The sequence below is a fragment of the Blautia sp. MCC283 genome (assembly GCF_018785565.1).
Classification (GTDB): domain Bacteria; phylum Bacillota; class Clostridia; order Lachnospirales; family Lachnospiraceae; genus Blautia_A.
Window position 1 is genome coordinate 1 of record NZ_WQQB01000001.1, and the last position, 13,484, is coordinate 13,484.

The following is a 13,484-nucleotide window of genomic DNA, read 5'->3' on the forward strand; positions in this document are numbered from 1 at the left end:
ATAACACAACCGTGGGACACACGGGGATAGCTCGCTTATGCTTAGCACAGTAGTGCTATCGAACGAGAACCAAACTTGCCGAGGTTGGGAAGCCCCCACCTCTATAGGTGGGGGAGGATGCCACTGTATCGGATCATGGACTTCTTGTGGGAGAAAATGTTCCTCCGATCCTGGGTGAGTATGGCGGCCTGAATCTGGGCGTGATGGAAGAACTTGGATACACCGTGAGAAAGAAGGATGAAAACGGAGATCCGGTAGATGAGATCGACTGGGAAAAGACCAGAGCGGTTCAGATACGAAGCAATTATATTTATATCAACCTGAAGGGAAGAGATAAATACGGAATTGTAGAGGCGAAGGACAAGTATGATCTGGAGGAACAGATCATTTCGGATCTCTATTCTTACAGGGATAAGGCAACCGGAAAGCGTGTGGTGGGAATTGCCATGCGAAATAAGGACAGCGTTGTTCTGGGACTTGGGGGAGCAGAATGCGGGGATATTATCTTTACGATCAATGAAGGCTTTAACAGGCTTCATGGAGATGGGTTATCCACGGCGGAAGGATATGCACAGACATCGGTTACCCCTGTTTTCCTGGCTGCAGGGGAGGATATTAAAGAGGGAAAGATCACAGACAGGGTGATCCGGCAGGTGGATGTGGCGCCTACCATCGCGGAGATCCTCGATGTGAGAAAGCCTGAGCAGTGTGAGGGGGCCCCGGTTTATCAGATACTGAAGAAATAAAAGATCCTGAAAAATTTTCCTTCCTGGCTCTTGACAAAAGACAAAATTGGTAAGATAGTAAACTTCAGACAAATATCAGAGAAAAAGGATGGAAACAGATCATGATACCAAAGGACCCGGTAATGCTTTTAAGTTATGTAAATACACAGCTGAGGGATTTTTATAAATCTCTGGATGATTTCTGCGAGGACAGAGGCCTTGTGCGAAAAGAGCTGGAGGATAAGCTCGATATGATTGATTATGCTTATGATCCGGCAGTGAACCAGTTTGTATAAAAAATCAGGAACAGGAAAACGATGTTATAAAGATAGCCGCAGTGTAGAGATATTGATCTGATATCGATTCTACGATGCGGCTATCTTTGATTTTATTTAACAGTTACTTTAACAGTTGCTTTCTTTTTGCCGGAGAGAATGGTAATGGTGGCCGTGCCTTTTTTTCGTGCAGTGATCATTCCCTGAGAATTCACAGATGCAATTTTTGAGTTGGAAGATTTATAAGTTATTTTTTCAACTGTGGTCAGTGGAGTGCGGGATATTTTTAATTTGTAGGTCTTTTTCAGTTTCAGAGAAAGACGGGATGGGGAAACAGTAAGTTTCTGAGTTGCGACTGTTTTTTGCTGGACTTTTATTTTGGCAGTAGCCTTTTTGCCGCTGGCAAGCGTGACGGTGATTTTTGTGCTGCCTGGACGGATTCCTTTGATCTTTCCGTGGGAATCAATGGTGGCAATTTTTTTGTTCGCAGAGCTGTAAGATTTTACTTTGTCACCTTTGGCTAGTCCGGTTACTTTGAATGCAGTAGTAGTCTGATCTGTTTGCAGAAGAATCGAGGTCATGTTGAGTTTAATGGTTGCTTTGAGCTGTGCTATAGCAGCTTTTTCTGTTTTTCCACAGTATGCACAGGTACGCTGTTTCTGGCCTGGCTGAAAAACTGTGGCGGATTTTACAGTTTTCCAGGAACTCCATTTATGAGATTTCTCCAGGATCTGAAAACTGATCTTGCGGGAGCCTGTATAGGAACCCATGCCTGTAACCGTAACGGAGGCAGTTCCTGGTTTGATGTTATTGGAGTATGTCAGTTTGTAATCTTTATCCAATGACAGAAGTGTGTCGCCATTTTTTACAGTTACTTCAGGAGTCTGTTCCCTGCCATCGCAATAAACATCATCAACTGTGACAGTAAGTGTAGCTACAGAGATTTCAGGTGATGTGACAGTTACTGTGCAGGTGGCCAGAAAACCGCCGTCAAAAGTTTTGACTGTGATAATGGCTGTACCAGCGGAAACTGCTTTGACAGTACCGATATCGTCAACCGTGGCAACAGCTTCATTGTCGGATGCCCAGAGAACATCTTTGATCGTGGCATTTTCCGGTGATACGGATGGAATCAGGGAAAAAGTTTCTCCGGTCATCAGAGATTTTTCAGGCTGATCCAACCGGATGTTTTCTACGTAAATACGTTCCGGAGCTGTTTCCCTGGTGTCGGAAGAAGCTACTGTTTTTTCTCCGGATTCATCTACAGGAGAGTAGATTCCTGTATCAAGGTTCTGGCTTTCTGGAATGTAGGTATTGTAGTTTTTTCCGGAAGTCAGAGGAATATCATTGTAAACAATCTTTCTGGTGAGAGTATCTCCGTCGTACTCTTCTACTTCGTAGGTCATGGAGCCGGTATCGTTTCCTGTCAGTTTCAGATAATAATCATCTCCGCAGAAGGAAACATATTTGGAGTCGCCATCTACATACATAAATATGTCGTTGTAAGAGGTATCTACAATGTTGTTTACAATGGAACCGCATAAATTATGGCTGCCGTCGTATACGTATACATCTACCGGGCAGTGGATCTTTGCATTGGTGTTTCTTCTGGAAGAACTGGAGGATTCGACTGCTTTGGTGTACATAGTATAAACACAATTGGAAAAAGATCCAAACTTTGTACGGCTCATAAGGTCTGTTACGGTTTTGGTAAAGAGAATTTCAGCTACTTCATCAACGTGTTTGCCCCAGGTTTCATCATAGACATTTTTTACTGAAGCCTCGGCCACAGATTTTACCTGTTTTGCAAAAGCTTCCATATCTGCACTGGCTATACCGATGATTCCTGAACAGTTATCCTGACTGATAGTGTAATTCAATGTTCCGAAGGCCCCGAAGCTGATGTCACCCCAGCCATAGTTTGATACGGAATAGGTGAAGTTGATCGTACGGGCTCCTTTTTTGGTAGCAGCGGATATGGAGAAGGAGGCAGTTAAAGTTTGGCCAGTTATTGTGGCCTTTTTACTGATTCCCATTTTGTCAAAAAGTTTTTCCAGAATTTTTTGACTGACAGGATTATTCCGATCTCCAGTGTAGGAGAAGGAAGAGGAATTGATGGCCACAGCCATATATCCGGATAAGAAATCATACAGTTCATTTTGCTGCTTAGTAGTAAAATATTCGCCCAGTTTCGGATCTCTGGTGAGAATATTTTTGTTTTTAAGCATTTGCTGGGCTTTGGTCATGTTCTGGACGCGTTCTGTCTTTTCTTTACGTTTTTCTGCTTGTTGACGGGTGTAATCCTGGTTATAAATATACAGTGTGCTGTTTGTGGAATGCACATATGAGTCAGAGTCCCCATAACATATGGAGAATTCAGCAGTTAATTTTGTGGTGGATTTTTCTGGAACAAAATTGGATGTAATGCTGAATTCAGGCGTTAAGATAGTTTTGGTTTCGGGTGCTTTGATTCTTAAAGGAGTTGGATATTCTATGAATGAAGTAAATCCTGTTTCTTTAAAATGAGCTTTTAATGGGGAATTGGTATTCATTTTTATTCCCTTAACAGAGACTGTATAATCAGCAAGCAGCTTTTTTAGTTCAGCCTCAGAATAAGCAGAATTTTGGCTGAATTTGCATGCGATTTTTAATGTACCTGATTGGGAAGAATGGTTGTATTGGCCATTTTCATACGTAAAGGTGTTTGCACTTGGTATAAAGTTTACGATTATATAAGGAGTGACAAGGTTTGCTGCTTCTTCCATATGAGTAACTCTGCTGTTTTTGTAGGTGAAAACAACGATTTTGTCCTTGCTGTTAACAAGGATTGAGGTTGCCTGGGTAAGATTGAAATCAGAAGCAACAGTATAATTTTTTCCTTCTATATTAATTGTGCCTTTTTCTGCATTTACACCGTCAAGATGTCCACTGATATAAGTGGTTCCTTCCTGGATAATTTCATGAAATGGAATGTTGTTGGCATTTGCGTAGGTTTCGGCCGCAGAGCAGGAATAACCTTTGATCACAAGATTTTTCCAGCCCTGGAAAGCTGTATCTGCAATGGAAGTTACGGAACTAGGGATGAAGGTTTCTTCCAGAGCCTTGCAGTTGTAAAATGCGTAGTTTCCGATGGAGGTCACAGAATCCGGAATGGATACAGAAGCCATATGAGTGTTGGAAGTACTTTCTACCCTTGCCAGATTATCGGGAATATTTTCCATACCAGGTTCCAGAATCAGTTCGCTCAGAGCACTGGCACCGCCAAGAGGTCCGTATTTACTGTCATAAGTACTGGAGCCACCGGTTTCACAGGAAGTAAGATTAGCCGGAATGGTGAGACTGTTAACCTGTGTATTTGCAATGAAAGAGTATCCCAGTTTTTTCAGTTTGGAAGGAAGGGTGATAGATTTCAGTGAAGAACAGTTACAAAAAGCAAGTCGTTCAATGGTGGTAATAGCATCGTCAAGCTCTATACTAACCAGAGAAGAACATCCGGAAAAAGAGGAATCACCCAGGTATCTTACGTTTTTGGAAAAAGAGATATTTTTCAGAGCAGTACAGTTGCTGAACGCACTGGACTGAATATCGACATAAGCACCACCCTTATTGTTGTCCGTAAAAGAAATGGAAGAGAGGGAAGTACAGTTTGAAAACGCGAGGTTTCCGATTGTATTAACCGTTTTTGGAAAAGTAATCTCTTCAAGGGAAATACAGTTTTGAAAAGCTTCATAATTGATTTGTTCAAGATTTTCTGACCAGCGAATGGAAATCAGTTTTTTGCAGCCGGAAAAAGCATTGTCAGAAATGACAGTGACAGAATCCGGAAAGGAAATATTTGTTAATTTTGCATTGTTTTTAAATGCATATTGACCTATGGTGGTGACAGAGTCAGGTATAGAGATGGAGGTCAAATGTGTGCCGGAAGTACTTTCCACTCTTGCCAGATTATCGGGAATATATTCCATGCCGGGTTCCAGAATAAGTTCTTTTAGAGTGTTAGCACCGCCAAGAGGTCCGTATTGACTCTCGTAAGTACTGGAGCCGCCTGTTGTACAGGTAGTAAGCCCTGCCGGAATGGTGAGACTGGTGATCTGTGTATTTGCAATAAAAGAGTATCCCAGTTTTTTCAGTTTGGAAGGAAGGGTGATAGATTTCAGTGAGGAACAGTTGCAAAAAGCAAAGCGTTCAATGGTGGTAATAGCGTCGTCAAGCTCGACATTAGTCAGAGAGGAGCATCCGGAAAAAGAAGAATCACCCAGATATCGTACATTTTTAGAAAAAGAAATATTTTCCAGAGCAGTACAGTTGCTGAACGCACTGGACTGAATATCGACATAGGCACCACCTTTATTGTTGTCCGTAAAAGAAATGGAAGAGAGGGAAGTACAGTCTGAAAATGCGGAAGGCCCAATGGTATTGATTGTTTTTGGAAAGGTGATCGCTTCAAGGGAAACACAATTTTCAAAAGCTTCATAATTAATTTGTTCAAGACTTTCGGACCAATGAATGGAGATCAGTTTTTTGCAACCATAAAAAGCACCGTCGGAAATGACCGTGACAGAATCGGGAATGGAAATGTTTACTAACTTTACACAGTTTTTAAATGCATATTTACCGATGGAAGTGACAGAATCCGGGATAGATACGGAAGTCAGATGCGTATTGGAAACACTTTTTACCAGAGCCAGGTTGTCGGGAATACATTCCATTCCGGGCTCCAGAATTAGCTCTTTCAAAGTATTGGCATCGCCAAGAGGACCAAACATAGTGTCCGAACTGGAACCACCTGTCGCACAGTAAGTAAGTCCTGCCGGAATGGTAAGACTGGAGATCTGTGTATTTGCAATAAAAGAGTAGCCCAGTTTTTTTAATCTGGAAGGAAGCTTCACAGATTTCAGTTCATCACATCCATAGAATACAAAATTACCGATTTCCGTAACTGTGTTGGAAATGACTACACTGGTAATTACAGGGTTGTAGGCAAAGGCACTGTCAGAGATTTTTGTGACAGTATAGTTATCAATTTTGGAAGGTATCGTTACTTCTGAATCACCACCTGTATATTTTGTGATCGTGGCGTAAAGTCCGGAAGTAGTATACTGGAATCCATCATCAGTTACATTGCTGCCGGCTGAAAGTACACTTCCGTCATCAAAGTCATTATCGGTAACCGGTTCTGATACAACATCAGAATCGGGTTCCATCGGCAGACTATCTAAAAAATTATCAGAAAATTCCGGCGAGATTTCATCAGCAGGATATTCCGTATCTGCTTCAGGAATGTCTGTATTTGCAAGGTCAGGTTCTGCATCAGATACAGAAGAATCCTGTTCTTCATCAGAACTTATAAAGTCAGAAATATCTTCGGTGTTTTCTTCTGTGAGGAGATGGGATTCCTCGGTGATTCCGGTGGAGTCTTCTCCAAAATCCAGATCTTCAGCCAGAACAGCCGACGCAGGCTGCAGACACATCAGTGCCGCAAGTGTACAGGCAAGGAACTTCTTTTTCATAGTGTTGGTCCTCCTTATGATAATTTTTTGTGATCAGGGCATCAGCGCAATATACTGTTTCAGCAGATTCAGAGTTTCTTCTTTTGTGTAGACAAGAGGGCTTCCCGGCAGATTTTTAATAAATTCGCTGAAAATCTTGCACAGGGAATGTTCCTGAATATGGATATTGCAGCAATATGCTCCAAAAACAAAAGCGTTGGTTGTATAAATATGAATTCCGGTGGATGTGACATATATGGTTAAGTAGTCTGGCAACTGCAGGTGAGTGGGGCGAAGAATCAGTCCGGAAATAGTTTCATCGGAAATTTCTTTATACAGGGTTTTTAGCATTTGACGGATATCATCAGGATCCAGTGGTGGAACATACTGAGGTGGCATATCCTGCAGAACGCAGGTTTGTGTAAGATCAGACAGACCTTTTTCTGTAAAAACAGTAAGGTAAGTGATCTGATCCTGACGTAGTACGGAAAAATGCTGTTCCACAAGCTCGTACATAGGATGATAGGGCATATCGTTGCTGTTCAGATATTTTTTGATGATTGCAGGTGTTATATAGCGTCCGGGACAGGGCTGTGACATAAAAACCTGCATGGTATCCGGTGAAGTGCCGGCAATGTATTCCTGAAGGACTTCCATAATATTAGAACTGCACTGGATGAGGAGATCGCAGTTTTGCAGTTTCGTTTGAAAAAAATTGCGATAATAAGAAATTAATTCTGTGTTGTCACTGATCCTGGCAGTACTCAGATCTTCAGAAATCTGAAGCAGGCAGGATGGGGTAATGATATAGTAGATCAGAGGAGAAGCTGTAACTGCGTGCTGGTTTTCTGTAAAGTAATAAGGTTTATAACTGCCCCGGGAAGCAAGACACAGAGGAATTATGGAACCGAGCTTCTTTAGATTTCTGCGAGCCGGATTTGGAGACAGAGTGCTGACACGGTGCAGATAAAGAAGTTCACTGACTGAAAAATGATTCTCATTCAACCATAATTCCATAAATTCCATAGTAAGATCAAGTTTCTCTGGAAGGAACATCTGGATTTCTACATCTGTGTGATGAGATACTTCGTAGATTAATACTGAACGGATAATACTGCGAACAGCGTATTCTCCGTTGATCAGAGAATCGGTCAGAGGAAGCGAGTTTACTTTTGGGGGCGGAAACATGGAGAAATCAACAGATGCCAAAGTATTCAGAAAATCACAGACAGCCTGACGATTTTCATAGGCATCCTCACCCTGTAGACTGATGTCATGCAGGCGGAAAAATTCCTGACGTTCTTCTGTGCACAGACCAAAATAACGGGCCAGTATCTGCATGGCTTTATAAGAAAGAATCCGTTCATCTTTCAGGGCTTTGTGGATTGATGTCCTTTCAATTCCTGCATTGCGTGAAATTGAAGCAATGGATTCTCCACTTTGATCGATAAGTTTTCTGAGGTAGTTGCTGAATTTTGACATAAGGATCCTCCTGTTTATCGAGTTGTTAATCGTATTATAAAGCTGGAAAAAAGGATTTTCAATTTGTGACGGAAACTGTGACAGATGAATCTTATATTTGAGCACAAATATGAAAGTTTAACCAAATCAAGTAAGTCCCCTGCGGGGTTGCGAAAAGCAATAAGCAGTGGGTGGGGACTTGCTTGTATCAGGAAGAGTGCAAGAGCCTCCTGATAAACTGCGGAGCAGTTATTTGGTGTAGAGCTACGTAGCGAAGCGGATTGCGAATATCCGCTTGACAATTATTCTTTTTAAATAGATTAGCCAGACAAAACAATTATAAGATTTTGTTTCCGGTTAAAAATGCTTGTAAATCTAAAAAAAGTGTAAAATTCACAAAAAACAGTTGCATTTTTTGTGCAGATGTATATTATGTATAGTTAGCCGACTAATTAAAATATATGGCGAATATATTTATGAACAGGCAGCAGAACGGAGTCAGAACAGCTGTTTTGTTTATGAAAGGGGTGACAGTGTGTTTTGTGAGAAGGAAGATGGGAAAGAAAAGCAGAGCAGCTTTTTAACTTTATTTATGAAGGTAGACCGACATTTTATGACGAAATGTTTTGGACAGATGCAGGAGCTTGGCATTTATCCGGGACAGATCCCGGTCCTGGGACTTGTTGCCAAGAAGGATGGCTTAAGTCAGAGGGAGCTTGCGAAGATCCTGAATATCAAGCCGCCCACGGTAAATGTTTCCGTACAGAGACTGGAGAAGGCAGGCTTTCTTTATAAAAAGCCGGATGAAAAAGACCAGCGTGTGACCAGGATCTACCTGACAGAAAAAGGAAAAGAGACCAAGGCAAAGGCACTGGAGCGGATCCATAAAAATGAAGCAGTGATGCTGGAAGGCTTCAGTGAGGCAGAACAGTGCCTGCTTCGGAGATTTCTGGAGCAGATCCTTGCAAATATTGAAAAGATCCAGCCGGAGGAATTTACAGGAAAGACTCCGATGGAGGAAATAACAGAAAAGGAGGAACAGAAACGTGATTAAACTGATGAAATATCTGAAACGTTCAGCGGGCTATATCGTGCTCATCATTGCGCTTCTTTTTCTTCAGGCATACTGTGATCTGTCGCTGCCGGATTATACATCCAAGATCATTAATGTAGGAATCCAGCAGAACGGTATTGAGGACAGTGTCCCTGAGAAGATCAGAAAAACATCCATGGACAACCTGAAATTGTTTATGGATGAAGCCGATGTGAAAACCGTTGATAAATTTTATGAGGAAGATGGAGACAATCTGGTATTAAAAGATAAGGTTTCCGAAGAAGACAGAGATAAGCTGAATGATATTTTCGGCAAACCGATGGTGATCGTTTCCACTCTGACCTCGGATAGTAAGGAAACCAAAGCAGCTCTTGCAAAAATGGACATTCCGGAAGGAACGGACCCCATGGAAGCACTTTCCCAGATGCCGCCAGAGGCACTTGCTGCAATGAAGGAACAGGTCAGTGAAAAGATCGACAAGATGCAGGATTCCATTATCACACAGGCAGGTGTTTCTTATGTCCGTGCAGAGTATGAAGCAATGGGTGAGGATGTGGATGCCATTCAGATGGATTATATGAAATCCACCGGCCTGCGGATGATCCTGATGGCGCTGATCACTATGATGGCAGCGGTCTGTGTGGTATTTCTTTCCTCCAGGGTTGCTGCTTCTCTTGGACATGATCTGAGAAACAGTGTTTACAATAAAGTAATCGGATTTTCCAGCAGAGAATACCATAAATTTTCAACCGCTTCCCTGATCACAAGATGTACCAATGATATCCAGCAGGTGCAGCAGGTAATGGCCATGCTGTTTCGAATCGTTCTGTACGCGCCGATCCTTGGTGTTGGCGGTGTGCTCCGTGTGCTGAATACGGATGCATCCATGACATGGATCCTTGGCGTAGCAGTGGCACTGATCCTGCTTGTGATCTTTGTGCTGTTCCAGGTGGCAATGCCCAAATTTACGATCCTGCAGACTCTGATCGACAAGCTGAATCTGGTTACCAGAGAGATCCTTACCGGTATCCCGGTAATCCGTGCGTTCAGTCGTGAGAAACATGAGGAAGAGCGTTTTGAGGAGGCCAATGCCACACTTACCAGAACAAACCTGTTTGTAAACAGATGTATGACTTTTATGATGCCGACCATGATGCTGATCATGAACGGAGTGTCGGTTCTTATCATCTACAGTGGCGCACATGCAGTTGACAACGGAACCATGCAGGTTGGAAATGTTATGGCGTTTATCCAGTATGCAATGCAGATCATTATGTCATTTTTGATGATCACCGCCATGTCCATTATGCTTCCAAGAGCCAATGTTGCAGCACTTCGTATTGATGAGGTCCTGAAAACAGAGGTCAGTGTCCATGATCCGGAGAATCCGGTGAAACCAGAGGCACAGACAAAAGGAACCGTAGAATTCGATCATGTAAGCTTTGCTTATCCGGAAGCCGGAGAGAATGTCCTGACTGACATTTCCTTTAAGGCAGAAAAAGGTGAGACCGTTGCCGTAATCGGAAGTACCGGAAGCGGAAAGAGTACTCTGGTAAATCTGATCCCGAGATTTTATGATGCAACAGAAGGTGCTGTTAAGATTGACGGTGTGGATGTCCGTGAAATGACGCAGAAGGATGTACGTGAGAGACTGGGATATGTTCCGCAGAAGGGAATCCTGTTCTCAGGAACCATCGATTCCAACATCCGTTATGGAAAAACGGATATTTCAGAGGAAGAAGTAAAGGAAGCTGCCCAGGTAGCACAGGCAGAAGAATTTATCGTTACAAAGCCGGAGGGCTATGAGTCACCGATCGCCCAGGGCGGAAGCAATGTTTCCGGTGGTCAGAAGCAGAGACTTTCCATTGCGAGAGCCATTGCCAAGAAACCGGAGATCTTTATCTTTGATGACAGCTTCTCAGCACTGGATTTCAAGACAGACAGTACATTACGTAAAGCACTGAAGGAGCATACAAAAGATACAACAACGATCATCGTTGCACAGCGTATCAGTACCATTCTCAATGCAGATAAGATCATTGTACTGGATGATGGCCGTATGGCAGGAATCGGAACACATAAAGAGCTTATGAAGAACTGTGAGGTATATCGTCAGATTGCCATGAGTCAGCTTTCAGAGGAGGAATTGGCATGAGTGAGCAGAGAAGACGAAAAGGGCCTATGGGAGGCCGTGGAATGCAGCCCACCGAAAAGGCCAAGGACTTTAAAGGGGCAATGGCCAAACTGTTCCGTTATATGGGACGCTACAAATTCCGTTTTATGCTGATGTTCGTATTTGCGGTAGCAGGTACGGTATTTAATATCGTAGGTCCGAAGATCCTTGGAAAAGCAACCACAGAGCTTTATAAAGGACTGGTTGCCAAGGTTAACGGAACCGGCGGAATTGATTTTGAGAAGATCGGAATGATCCTTCTGTGGACACTTGGATTATATCTGGCAAGTGCACTGTTTTCTTTTATACAGGGATTTGTAATGACCGGTATCTCCAACGATGTCACATATAATCTGAGAAAAGATATTTCAAAGAAGATCAACCGTCTTCCTATGAATTATTTTGAGAGCCGTACCAACGGTGAGATCCTTTCCAGAGTGACCAATGATGTGGATACGCTGCAGATGAGCCTGAACCAGAGTATGACACAGCTGATCACATCTGTGACAACACTGATCGGTGTCTTTATCATGATGCTGTCTATCAATGTATGGATGACACTGGCAGCACTTTTGATCCTGCCGGTTTCCATGCTTATCATCAACAAGGTAATGAAGCATTCCCAGAAATACTTCCAGGCACAGCAGGATTATCTGGGAAGAGTTAACGGCCAGATTGAGGAAAACTTCGGCGGACATGATGTTGTACGTGTATTTAACAAAGAGCAGGATGTTCTCACCGAGTTTGAACGTGATAACGGAAAGCTGTATGAGTCTGCATGGAAATCTCAGTTCTTTTCCGGAATGATGATGCCGATCATGCAGTTTGTAGGAAACCTTGGCTATGTGATGGTGGCACTTCTTGGAGGCGTTTTTGCCATCAGGGGAACCATTGAGGTTGGAGATATTCAGTCCTTTTTCCAGTACATCCGTAACTTTACACAGCCGATCCAGCAGATCGCACAGGTTACAAACCTTCTGCAGTCTTCCGCGGCAGCCTCCGAGCGTGTATTTGAATTCCTGGAGGAGCCGGAGGAAGAACTTCAGCCGGAGAATCCGGATTCTATTGAGGGACTGGAAGGAAATGTACAGTTTGAGCATGTAAAATTCGGCTACAACCCGGATAAGATCATTGTAAATGATTTTTCCGCGGATGTGCATGACGGTCAGAAGATCGCTATCGTAGGACCGACCGGTGCCGGAAAGACAACCATGGTCAAACTTCTGATGCGTTTCTATGATGTAAACGGCGGAAGTATCAAGGTTGACGGTCATGATGTCCGTAATTTCAACCGCAGTAATCTCCGGGAGATGTTTGGAATGGTACTGCAGGATACCTGGCTGTTCTCCGGAACCATTATGGAAAATATCCGGTACGGAAGACTGGATGCAACCGATGAAGAGGTGATCGCAGCTGCAAAAGCGGCTCATATCCACAACTTTATCATGCAGCAGCCTGGCGGCTATCAGATGGTTCTGGATGAGGAGACCAGCAACGTTTCCCAGGGCCAGAAGCAGCTGCTCACCATTGCAAGAGCCATTCTTGCAGATAACAAGATCCTGATCCTGGATGAGGCAACTTCTTCCGTAGATACCAGAACCGAGATGCAGATCCAGAAAGCCATGGATAATCTGATGAAGGGCAGAACAAGTTTTGTCATTGCCCACAGACTTTCCACCATCAAAGATGCAGATCTGATCCTGGTCATGAAGGACGGAGACATCATCGAGCAGGGCAATCATGAAGAGCTGCTGGCAAGAAAAGGATTTTATGCAGATCTTTACAATAGTCAGTTCGAGAAAAAAGAGGCACAGGCATAAAGCCGGTATAAAAGAGCGAAGCGGATTCCGAATGTCCGCTTCGCTTTTTTACTCTATACATCTGTTTCCCTTTCAGGTATAATTCTGTAATAAGGACTCCGGAGCATGTTTTCAGAAAGACGCCTGGGGTATCCATAAAAAATGAAAGAAACGGGAGGATTTTACCATGATCATAACAACAACACCATCGGTAGAGGGAAGAGCAATCCGTGAATATAAAGGAATCGCATTCGGGGAAGTGATCACAGGAGTGAATGTTATCAAGGACCTTGGCGCAGGTCTTCGGAATTTTTTCGGCGGAAGAAGTGCCGGATATGAGGAAGAGCTTCAGAAAGCCAGAGAAGAGGCACTGAAAGAGCTGGAGCAGCGCGCGGCAGCAATGGGAGCCAACGCAGTGATCGGTGTGGATATCGATTATGAGGTGCTTGGCGCAGACAATGGCATGCTGATGGTTACAGCAAGCGGAACAGCGGTAGTGGTGGATTAA

The 13,484-nt window shown here is 43.3% G+C and carries 8 protein-coding genes; 6 read left to right on the forward strand and 2 right to left on the reverse strand.

Features of this window, described 5'->3' with window-relative positions; all coding sequences use genetic code 11:
- Window positions 1-107: 107 nt before the first annotated feature.
- Together GPK81_RS00005 and GPK81_RS00010 are read left to right on the forward strand one after the other, a co-directional pair.
- Window positions 108-746, forward strand: a complete 639-nt coding sequence (locus GPK81_RS00005; RefSeq protein ID WP_330627435.1) for a hypothetical protein — start codon at window positions 108-110, stop codon at window positions 744-746.
- 101 nt (window positions 747-847) lie between these two features.
- Window positions 848-1,021, forward strand: coding sequence for a DUF4250 domain-containing protein (locus tag GPK81_RS00010; RefSeq protein ID WP_118064036.1), 174 nt, complete (start codon window positions 848-850; stop codon window positions 1,019-1,021).
- A gap of 92 nt (window positions 1,022-1,113) precedes the next feature.
- On the opposite strand, the gene GPK81_RS00015 is transcribed toward GPK81_RS00010, so the two are convergent.
- Complete coding sequence (locus GPK81_RS00015; protein WP_215706326.1) at window positions 1,114-6,510, reverse strand: leucine-rich repeat protein; 5,397 nt, start codon at window positions 6,508-6,510, stop codon at window positions 1,114-1,116.
- Between the two features lie 33 nt (window positions 6,511-6,543).
- Window positions 6,544-7,971 (reverse strand): helix-turn-helix domain-containing protein, encoded by a 1,428-nt coding sequence (locus GPK81_RS00020; protein ID WP_021976921.1) that lies wholly within the window; start codon window positions 7,969-7,971, stop codon window positions 6,544-6,546.
- A gap of 514 nt (window positions 7,972-8,485) precedes the next feature.
- Between GPK81_RS00020 and GPK81_RS00025 the strand changes: the two genes are divergently transcribed.
- The 4 genes from GPK81_RS00025 (at window position 8,486) to GPK81_RS00040 (ending at window position 13,484) form a co-directional block, all read left to right on the forward strand.
- Entirely contained in the window at window positions 8,486-9,004 is a 519-nt protein-coding gene (locus GPK81_RS00025; RefSeq protein WP_242996935.1) for a MarR family winged helix-turn-helix transcriptional regulator, read from the forward strand.
- On the forward strand, window positions 8,997-11,159 hold the full coding sequence (locus tag GPK81_RS00030; protein ID WP_021976919.1) for an ABC transporter ATP-binding protein: 2,163 nt from the start codon (window positions 8,997-8,999) through the stop codon (window positions 11,157-11,159). The genes GPK81_RS00025 and GPK81_RS00030 overlap by 8 nt, the downstream gene beginning before the upstream one ends.
- Entirely contained in the window at window positions 11,156-12,997 is a 1,842-nt protein-coding gene (locus GPK81_RS00035; RefSeq protein WP_215706327.1) for an ABC transporter ATP-binding protein, read from the forward strand. Before GPK81_RS00030 ends, GPK81_RS00035 begins: the two co-directional genes overlap by 4 nt.
- A 166-nt stretch (window positions 12,998-13,163) precedes the next feature.
- The gene (locus GPK81_RS00040) at window positions 13,164-13,484 is read left to right on the forward strand and encodes a putative heavy metal-binding protein (protein WP_021977063.1); all 321 of its coding nucleotides are present in this window, start codon (window positions 13,164-13,166) and stop codon (window positions 13,482-13,484) included.

Excerpts from the sequence above, each read along its gene's own strand:
- GPK81_RS00040 (WP_021977063.1), top strand. The coding sequence starts at position 13,164 with ATGATCATAACAACAACACCATCGGTAGAGGGAAGAGCAATCCGTGAA.
- GPK81_RS00035 (WP_215706327.1), top strand. The coding sequence starts at position 11,156 with ATGAGTGAGCAGAGAAGACGAAAAGGGCCTATGGGAGGCCGTGGAATG.
- GPK81_RS00015 (WP_215706326.1), bottom strand. The coding sequence starts at position 6,510 with ATGAAAAAGAAGTTCCTTGCCTGTACACTTGCGGCACTGATGTGTCTG.
- GPK81_RS00010 (WP_118064036.1), top strand. The coding sequence starts at position 848 with ATGATACCAAAGGACCCGGTAATGCTTTTAAGTTATGTAAATACACAG.
- GPK81_RS00020 (WP_021976921.1), bottom strand. The coding sequence starts at position 7,971 with ATGTCAAAATTCAGCAACTACCTCAGAAAACTTATCGATCAAAGTGGA.